Annotated in this window: 10 protein-coding genes; 5 read left to right on the top strand and 5 right to left on the bottom strand. The window is 67.0% G+C overall.

Translation table 11 applies throughout. From position 1 onward, the window contains the following. Positions 1–9: 9 nt before the first annotated feature. Positions 10–363 (top strand): integrase core domain-containing protein, encoded by a 354-nt coding sequence (locus tag BLS56_RS30250; RefSeq protein ID WP_324187550.1) that lies wholly within the window; start codon positions 10–12, stop codon positions 361–363. A 922-nt stretch (positions 364–1285) separates the two neighbouring features. Continuing rightward, positions 1286–1669 (top strand): hypothetical protein, encoded by a 384-nt coding sequence (locus BLS56_RS30240; protein ID WP_139191091.1) that lies wholly within the window; start codon positions 1286–1288, stop codon positions 1667–1669. A gap of 1048 nt (positions 1670–2717) precedes the next feature. Here BLS56_RS30240 and BLS56_RS31885 read toward each other — a convergent pair. Both BLS56_RS31885 and BLS56_RS31110 read right to left on the bottom strand, forming a co-directional pair. Beyond that, positions 2718–2873 carry a hypothetical protein gene (locus BLS56_RS31885; RefSeq protein WP_175483118.1) on the bottom strand — a complete coding sequence of 52 codons (156 nt, stop codon included), beginning with the start codon at positions 2871–2873 and terminating at the stop codon, positions 2718–2720. A gap of 87 nt (positions 2874–2960) precedes the next feature. Then, positions 2961–3245: a hypothetical protein gene (locus BLS56_RS31110; protein ID WP_139191090.1), complete on the bottom strand. Its 285-nt coding sequence runs from the start codon at positions 3243–3245 to the stop codon at positions 2961–2963. A 455-nt stretch (positions 3246–3700) separates the two neighbouring features. On the opposite strand from BLS56_RS31110, the gene BLS56_RS31105 reads away from it, so the two are divergent. Both BLS56_RS31105 and BLS56_RS30235 read left to right on the top strand, forming a co-directional pair. Beyond that, complete coding sequence (locus BLS56_RS31105; RefSeq protein WP_139191089.1) at positions 3701–4174, top strand: hypothetical protein; 474 nt, start codon at positions 3701–3703, stop codon at positions 4172–4174. After that, positions 4119–4445, top strand: coding sequence for a helix-turn-helix domain-containing protein (locus BLS56_RS30235; protein WP_091458006.1), 327 nt, complete (start codon positions 4119–4121; stop codon positions 4443–4445). The genes BLS56_RS31105 and BLS56_RS30235 overlap by 56 nt, the downstream gene beginning before the upstream one ends. Before the next feature lie 9 nt (positions 4446–4454). On the opposite strand, the gene BLS56_RS30230 is transcribed toward BLS56_RS30235, so the two are convergent. Together BLS56_RS30230 and BLS56_RS30225 are read right to left on the bottom strand one after the other, a co-directional pair. Beyond that, positions 4455–5045: a ClpP family protease gene (locus BLS56_RS30230; protein WP_091458002.1), complete on the bottom strand. Its 591-nt coding sequence runs from the start codon at positions 5043–5045 to the stop codon at positions 4455–4457. Then, on the bottom strand, positions 5042–5656 hold the full coding sequence (locus tag BLS56_RS30225; protein WP_091457999.1) for a ClpP family protease: 615 nt from the start codon (positions 5654–5656) through the stop codon (positions 5042–5044). Before BLS56_RS30225 ends, BLS56_RS30230 begins: the two co-directional genes overlap by 4 nt. Before the next feature lie 441 nt (positions 5657–6097). Here BLS56_RS30225 and BLS56_RS31100 point away from each other — a divergent pair, with 441 nt between their 5' ends. Continuing rightward, positions 6098–6571 carry a hypothetical protein gene (locus BLS56_RS31100; protein ID WP_139191088.1) on the top strand — a complete coding sequence of 158 codons (474 nt, stop codon included), beginning with the start codon at positions 6098–6100 and terminating at the stop codon, positions 6569–6571. 198 nt (positions 6572–6769) lie between these two features. Here the strand turns inward: BLS56_RS31100 and BLS56_RS30220 are convergent. Beyond that, positions 6770–7044 (bottom strand): IS30 family transposase (locus tag BLS56_RS30220; protein ID WP_139190872.1); only part of this gene is annotated, 275 nt, incomplete at its 5' end.

Raw genomic sequence — 7044 nt, 5'->3', positions numbered from 1 at the left:
CGGTTCCTCATCCGCGACCGGGCCGGTCAGTTCACCACCTCGTTCGACGCGGTCTTCTCCGCCACCGGCATTCAAATCGGGAAGATCCCACCACGGTGCCCGCGAGCCAACGCCCACGCCGAGCGGTTCGTCGGGACCGTCCGACGCGAAGTCACCGACCGACTGCTCATCATCAACGAACGCCACCTGCGGACGGTACTGGACCGCTACGCATCCCACTACAACCACCACCGACCACACCGAGCACTCCAGCTCGCACCACCACGACCGGATAGACCAGCAGTAGAGCCGAGCTGCACGTCGATACATCGCCGACCAGTCCTCGGCGGCCTAATCAACGAGTACGAACACGCAGCCGCCTAACCGCAGGTCAGACCACGTGGCCGACTATTGGCACCCCACAGGCTACCTGGACTGCCTCACCCACGCTGGGGGCAAGCAGACCCGCAGCCCGGAGTGAAGCGCGACTTGATCGCGGTGCTGATCGCCCATGCCATCAACCTCGGGCTAACGCGCGTATGGCCGATACCTGCTGGACCTCCTACGACGTGCTGGCTTAGACCAGCGAGTGGTACGTACGGGAGGAGGCACTGCGCGTGGCGAACCAGACGATCATCGGATACCACCAGCGGCTGCCGCTGACCCCGGATCTTCGGCACCGGCGCCCTGTCCTCATCAGACGGACCAAGGTTTCCGACCTTCCATACTGGTGGGCTCGTCTATTCAACTGTCGCCAATTCCTCATGGAGTCCAGCTTGCTGGTGACCGTGAGTGTTCGCCGGGGCGTATCAACTCCATGCCCCTTTGGCCTCGGGCAGGAGGCGGGTCGTGGTGCCGTGGTGCGTCAGCGACGACAGGCGGTATCTCCAGGACGACAGCGCCGCACGATCATCAGTCGGTGAGGACCGGCCGGCCTCCATCCACGGGCTCTTGGCCCCGGAGACACCGCCGCTGATGGTGACGTGGTGGCTGGGCGGCGGGGTGCGACAGCCGTGCACGCATCGTCAAGTCACTGTGGACTGAGGGTCAAAGACATGTAGGCCCGTCACGGGTAGCTTCGAATCGGGGATCACGCCGACGAATCGGCGCGCTTCTCAGAAATGGTCCACGGTCAACCATCGAACACCCTTCCGTTAATGACCGACTCCTCGCAAGAGGTAGAAGATTTCGGAGGCAGAAATAAATAGAATGCCAAGAAAGGTGTCGGCCCTGACCGCCGCTGTCGCTGCCGCTACCCGCCTATCAGCTGACACCGGTGTGAAGAGTCGGAAACTGGGGGTATCAGATGGCTAAAATAATGCTCAGGCGTGGAGCCCTGATCGGTGCGGTCGCTGCCGTGATGATCGTTTTCACGGCGGCTCCGGCGTCGGCTGCCAACGCCGGAGTCGAGCTTCCGTACGATCGTGGCGACATGACGTTCATCGATGATGGGGACCGCTTCAGGGTCTGCGACACCAGGGCTGACGGTCATGGTGTCACCGGATATTTGAGGGCCCTCAATCACATCACTGGTGAGATCGTCACCCTCGCCAGCTGGGATGATGGTGGCGACAGCGGCTGCGACGGAGGGAATTTCGACGTCCGCGGCAACACGGCCCATGACATGGTGCTGTGTTGGCATGGCGGTGGTCCCTGCGTGGTCTCCCGAGTCTTCACGGAGTGGGAGTAAGCCCGCCAGGCATCGAAGCTCCGGCGGGTACTGGCGATCAGCCGATGTGCCTGGGCGGATTCCAACACCCGGCGCCGCACAGGGTCGGATTGATCAAGCCGCAAATAGTTTGTTCAGACGCTCGGCCTGGGATTCCAGGCCGAGCGTCTTGGTCGGGTTCTCGTATTGCTACGGCAGACGGACATTGGGTCAGAAATAGGAGTTCGAGCCAGGTAGACAAGGACAGGCCCCCGTCAAGCAAGAGGTCATTCATGCCGTCATCGTGCCGAGCAGGAAACTACCCGCATGCCACTGTTGTGGATGTGGATTACGACCAAGGGGGCAACGACATCTTCATCATTGAAAACCCGCCCGCTTGGTGGCTCGAACGCTCGCGCTAGCTACCAACGGGAAGACGTCTCCGCTGTTTAACCCCGAACGAGAAAAATCCCCGGCCGCAACCCCCGATCGCAACCAAACAGCCGGGGATCTTCGTTAATCCCTTAGTCTCACGATAATCAAGGAAGCGGCAGATTGGCGGCCACTGCCAGTTCGGGGATCGGGACAGTTCGCCCTCCGGGCACGTTGCCATAACCCCAAGCGGGACGGTTCGGTCCACCGACACAAACTCACCAAAGCAAGACCGGCCTCACGTGAACTCAGAGGGTCAGCAAGGGGTGGCCCTGCGTCTCGGGGATGATTCCCGATTCTCCGCAGCGGGGCCTCGACCGTCGCCGTCGGCCCCGGCCTGCGAACTGATCCTGAACTCGGAACGGGAATGGGCCTCCCGGTGAAGTTGGCTCGTGGGGATTTGGTCCGCAGGTCGAGGTCCCCTCACAGGCAGCGGGTCGTCGGTTCGGCGCGGGTGCCGCCCCCGCTCGGCCTTGGTTGTCCGACTGCTGAGTGTTGTTCATCTGGCCGTGGTTCTCCGCGTGACCGGCCCTCCGTGGCCAGCGGCGGACGTGGACAAGTCCCTGGGACCCAGATACTTACTGAAAGACTGTTTATACCGTTAGCGAAGGAGCAACTGGAACAGACGAGCACCACCCCCCGGTGGTTGGCTTCTTGGCTACTGGCGTTGGCGCAGCGCGGTGAACGGTATGAACTGGTCGACCAAGTGGAGTTTGTCGCGGCGGCCGTCGGCGTAACCGATCCCGTAGTTGACGATCCCGTACCACTGGCCCGCCACGCTCGGGAAACGACTGTGCAGTCGTCCGGAGACCACCGGTAAGGTCCAACCCGGTCACGACCCGAGTTGGCGCCTGACCAACAACCGCCCGTGTCCGGACCTGGCCGAGCTGAACAACGGGCCCTACCGCGACCTCATCCGGCACCACGCACGGGCGACGACCGACGCGAAGTAGGCAGGCCCGTGGTGATCAGCAGCCCGTTCACCCGGGGTACCGGGCGTTGCCGCGCAGGCGGGGCAGTGCACGCGGACCTCGCCCTCGGCGGCGATCATCCTGCCGATTCCCGGCACCAGAGGGTGCTGGCCGCTTTTGCATGTGGCCGGGAGGACCGCGATCGTCGTGCCCATGCGGTCGGTCCGGTAGCGCAGCGTCCCGTCGGGGGTGGCGACTGAAGGCGGCGCAGTCATGCTGACAACTTACCACCGCGATCGAACATACGTTCGTCTGGTCGTCGTTCCTAGGGCGTCGTCTGCTCGGTAGGGGCAAGGGCGGCTGGCGGCCGGGTGTGGTGGGTGCGGTGTGCGGTTGTTCGGCCAGCCGAGGGGCATGACGGGTCTTGAAGTCAGCGCGGTCCGCCAGCCGAGGCTCTACTCGCGCCCGTGGCCAACCGCGGGCGTTCGTGATCAACCGGGAAGTGGGAGTCCCGCCATTCGCCAAGGGCGGGTCAACAACGCGCTGGTGTCGGAGTCGAGTCGTCCAGCGAACGCCTGCGTGGCAGCCGCGCCCCACAGCCCGTTGACGACCGAGGTGTCTGTGGGTGACTCGCCAACGGCGTCCTCGGTGGCTGGGACGGTCTCCCAGTACAGGCTCCGGGCGCGCAGCGGGAATCCCCACTTGATCGATGCCTCGGTGAGGTCGTGACATGCCGCATCCCAACGTTGTCCGTCGATTTCCGCGCGCCCGCGTCGAGCGCGGCACCTACCTCGACGAGCGCAGCCTCGCCGTCGCCGAGGTGCTCGACGACCGGCCGTCGACGTGGACGACGGTGACCGCCGACGCGCTCGCCGACTGGTGGCACGACACCCCGCCACCCATGCCCCGAGATCGACGCCGCCGCCGTCCTCGGTCCCCTGACCGAGCCGCTGCCGCGCCGCGCCGCGCCGCGACGATCCTGGCCACCCAGCCGATCACGCGCACCCTCTCACCCCATGCCCACGCCGCGATCGGCGCGCTGCTGGCCACCGTCTACGCCTTCGACGGCGAACCTGCCCCGCCGCGGCGTGTTCCGCTGGGAGCGGAACCCTCGTCCCGGCGTGCCGGATCGGTGCCAGGATCAGGGCATGGCGAACATTCTCCCCTTCCACCGCGAGCGCGCCCCGGAGCCGCTGTGGCGTGAGGTGCTGGGCCGGAGCCTGCGGGCGATCAGGGAGGAGCAGGGCGGCAGGCTCGTCGACATCGCGAAGCGGGCGGGCATCTCGCCGCAGTACCTGTCGGAGATCGAGCGGGGCCGCAAGGAGCCCTCCAGCGAGATGATCGCCGCGGTGACCGGCGCGTTGGGTGTCGACCTGGCCGATTTGCTCGCGGGCATCGCGGGCGCCGTCCGGGGGCCCCACGGCGCGGGTCTCGCGGTCGGGCGCCCCACGGGACCCACGCTCATGGCCGCCTGAGCCCCGGTCTCAAGGCCGGTGGTCCAGGACATGGTCCGCTAGCCCGTAGCCCACGGCGCCCGCCGCGTCGAACACGCGGTCCCGGTCGGTGTCGTGCCGTAGCCGCGCGACGTCCTTGCCGGTGTGCGCCGAGAGGATCTCCTCAAGCTGGGTCCGCACGCGCATGACCTCGTCGGCCTGGAGGATGAGATCCGGGATGGTGCCGCGGCCCTGCGCCGCGGGCTGGTGCAGCACCACCCGGGTGTGGGGCAGCACGAAACGGTGCCCGGGCTTTCCCGCGGCCAGCAGCACCGCACTGGCCGCCACCGCCTGGCCGACGCACGTCGTGGACACCGGGGCCTTGATGAAGCGCATGGTGTCGTACAGCGCGAGCATCGCGGACGGGTCGCCGCCCTCGGAGTTGATGTACAGGCTGATCTCCCGGTCCGGGTTGTCCGCCTCCAGGTGCAGCAACTGGGCGATCAGCGCGTTGGCCACGCCCGAGTCGATCGCGGTGCCGAGGTAGATGATCCGCTCCGACAGCAGGTGCGAGTAGACGTCCATGATCCGCTCACCGCCCGCGACCCGGGTGACGACGTTGGGGATCGTGTAGGTGCTCATGCGCGCGCTCCCAGCCCAAGCGGGTGCGCGCGTGGCGGCGCCACCTGCTCGAACGTGTCGACGATGTGGTCGATGAAGCCGTACTCCCGTGCCTGCTCGGCGGTGAACCACCGGTCGTGCAGCGAGTCGGCGAAGATCCGTTCGATCGGCTGTCCGGTGTCCGCCGCGATGATCCCGAGCACCGTGTCGCGGGTGTGCCGCAGATCGTCGGCCTGCACCTCGACCTCGACCGCCGACCCGCCGATTCCCGCCGAGCCCTGGTGCATCAGGACGCGGGCGTGCGCAAGGGCGTAGCGCTTGCCCGGTGTCCCAGCGGACAGCAGGAACTGCCCCGCGCTGCACGCCAGCCCCAGCGCCAGCGTGGCCACGTCGCACGGCGCCAGCCGCATCACGTCGCGGATGGCCAGCATCGCGGGGACCGAGCCCCCCGGCGAATGGATCCACAACGCGATATCCCTCTTGGGATCCTCGCTCGCCAGCGACAAAATCTGGGCGGCGAGCACCGCCCCGTTGTCGTCGTCAAGCACGCCGTCGAGGACCAGCACCCGCCTGCGCAGGAAATGCTCCCGAAGCCGCTGGTCGAACCGCGGCTGCTTCTCGTTGTCGGTCATGCCCCGACAATGCCTCCGCCCCGGCGTCGCTCGCCGGTTTCTCCGCTGTGAGCAGATCAGCCTCAGGCAGAACGCGAGTTGGTATCCACTGCGGACTCACCGCTGCGGAGTCACCCGAACCCGAACCGGTCACCGCCGAGGACGCCGTGACCTCGACCTGATCAGCATCACCTCCACGTGACACGTCCACACCCCGGGTCCGCCGCGTGGCAGCCGACACGCCGCGCGGCGGACCCGACCGCACCCCGGAGGGACCCTCCGCCGCGAACCATTCAAGGTCCACAACGGACTTTTCGGTGGGGTGGGGTTGCTCGGGGCGGGGCCGGGTCGTTCCGGGCCCGCACCTGGAGGCGACCGCCCTGCGGCTCGCCGAGGAACATCGCCGCACTTCGGCCCTCGAACGGCCGCGGCCAACAACCAGAACCCGCGAAAGGACACGCCATGAGGCCGAACGCTGATCAAGGGCCGTCCGGTGAGGCGGAAAACCGCGGCGCGGACGACGAACTCGGCCGTCTGCTCCTCGGGGTCGAGGCGAAAGCCCATCGCGACGGCTGGGACAGACCGCCTCAGTTGCACGCGCTCACCCGTCGCGCCGACCAGCCCATCGCCGCCACGCCGCTGTTCCCGGCCGGGCGTGAGCCCGTCGCCCCGCATGTCCTGCTGGAGGCGACCCGCATCGTCGCCGAGTCGGACCTCTTCGCCGCGCGCCTGCGGCCCCGTCTCGGAACGGGATTCTGCGGGTTCCTCATGGTGTTGAAGGATGGTCGCGAACCGGTGTCCACGCCCTCGTCACCGGCCCCCGCCGCTCGCTGGTCGACTAGCCCGGCTCGCGGGAATGCCGGACGGCCCTTCTGCGCACCACCGACGGCCACGAATCGTCCGTCATACGAGTTCGCGGCGAGCAGCCGACCCTGAACGGATACCACATGGGCGGGACCGTCCGCGACGCCTTGGCCGACCTCACCCGTCTCGTCGCGCGTCGGATCGACGAATGACGTTTCCGGAACCGGGGCATTCGACTCGTCGGTGATCGCCACTTTATGTGCCCGTCGACACGGCCGGTGAGTGGCACCCGCGAGATCGTCTCCCCGGTACCGGCTGGTCTCGGCGAGTTCAGGCGGTGGAAGCATCTGATTCGAGGAGTTCGGTGAATACCTCGCTGGGTTTCTTCCAGTCGTGGATCTTACGGGGTCGGTCGTTGATCTCGGCGGCGATCGCGGCGAGGTAGTGCGGGTCGCTGGTGATGGTGGTGCCCTTGGGCAGGTATTCGCGGACGATGCGGTTGAGGTTCTCGTTGCTGCCGCGCTCCCACGGCGAGTGCGGGTGGGCGAAGTACACCGGCAGTCCTGTCGCGGTGATGTCCTTGTGCAGAGCCATTTCCGCGCCGC

Source organism: Actinokineospora iranica, from assembly GCF_900101685.1.
GTDB lineage: Bacteria > Actinomycetota > Actinomycetes > Mycobacteriales > Pseudonocardiaceae > Actinokineospora > Actinokineospora iranica.
Note: the sequence above shows the minus strand (reverse complement) of the source record. Positions and strands in the feature narration are given on the sequence as shown.